General features: G+C 55.2%; 2 protein-coding genes. Both read right to left on the reverse strand.

Annotated features, from left to right (window positions below; translation table 11 throughout):
• Positions 1-95: 95 nt before the first annotated feature.
• Entirely contained in the window at positions 96-803 is a 708-nt protein-coding gene (gene yihA, locus Q0628_RS06505) for a ribosome biogenesis GTP-binding protein YihA/YsxC (protein WP_298769310.1), read from the reverse strand.
• A partial coding sequence (locus Q0628_RS06510) for a toprim domain-containing protein (protein WP_298769312.1) occupies positions 800-1,208 on the reverse strand: 409 nt, incomplete at its 5' end. The genes Q0628_RS06510 and yihA, both read right to left, overlap by 4 nt.

Consider the following 1,208-nt stretch of genomic DNA (forward strand, 5'->3'; position numbering starts at 1 on the left):
AGAACAAGGCGATTTGTTGGCCGAAGGGACGGCGCAACAAGAACAGGCCCAGCAAATGGAATGCCTTTGCGGGGGCTGTGAATCGCTGCCAGTTTCTAGGGCTCCTTACTCTCATTCTTCTGTTCGATCGCTTCCAAAATTTGGTGCCACAAGTCGCCGAGTCCGAATTTCTTGAAAGAGCTCACGCTCAAAGGATTCTGGTCGAGCCCGAATTTTTCCTTGATGCTGCGGAGTCCCTTGGCGAGTTCCGACTGGTTTGCCTTGTCGCGTTTGCTTGCAACGATCAGTACGGGGCAACCGCTGGCCCGAATGGCTTCGACCGTCTCGATGTCGATGGCGTGTCCGCCGTGGCGAACGTCCACCAGATAGACGAGTCCCTTCAGGTCCTTGCACTTTTCCACGTATTCGCGGATAAAGTCCGCCATTTCGTCGCGCTTGCTGTTGCTGACCTTTGCGTAGCCTACACCAGGTAAATCTACTAGAAAAAACTGGTTGTTGACTTTGAAAAAATTCAATTCGCGGGTCTTTCCGGGGGTCCTTCCGACCTTGACGAGGTCTTTTCTGCCCATTAGGGCGTTCATCAGCGAAGATTTGCCCACGTTGGAGCGCCCGAGGAATGCAATTTGCGGCAGGCGTTCTTCGGGCAGGTGCTTGATGCTTGTGGAACCCTTCACAAATTCTGCGGAGACAATCTTGTAGCCGCCCACCACCACGGGAGCATGGTGTTTCACTTTCGGCGGCAGGTTCGCCTTTAGCCCCTTCGCTATTTTCGGGGCCTGCAATTTTTTTCCTTCCGGCATCATAAGCTGACTCTCCCTTCGAATGCGCGCAGCATGGTGACTTCGTCTACAAATTCAAGGTCTGAACCCATGGGAATGCCGCGGGCAAGGCGCGTGCGCTTGACGTTTACCCCTGCGAGCATTCGGTCGAGCATAAGGGCGGTGCTGTCGGCTTCGGGGCTAGAGCCCAGAGCAAGGATCAGTTCCTCGATGTTTTCGTCCTTGATGCGGCGCACCAGGTCGGGCAGGTGCAGGTGTTCGGGTCCGATTCCGTCGAGGGGCGAAATGACACCGCCCAGTACAAAGTAGGTCCCCTTGTAGATTCCCGAGCGTTCAAAGGGGATAATGTCGGAGCTTTTCTCGATGACGCAGATGGACTTGGCGCCTTCACGGGCCTTGCAAACGGGGCATAGGTCTTCGTCGGTGAAG

The organism is uncultured Fibrobacter sp., assembly GCF_937877005.1.
Lineage (GTDB): Bacteria > Fibrobacterota > Fibrobacteria > Fibrobacterales > Fibrobacteraceae > Fibrobacter.

Bases quoted from the DNA above. Each gene is read 5' to 3' on its own strand.
- yihA (WP_298769310.1), bottom strand. From the start codon at position 803: ATGATGCCGGAAGGAAAAAAATTGCAGGCCCCGAAAATAGCGAAGGGG.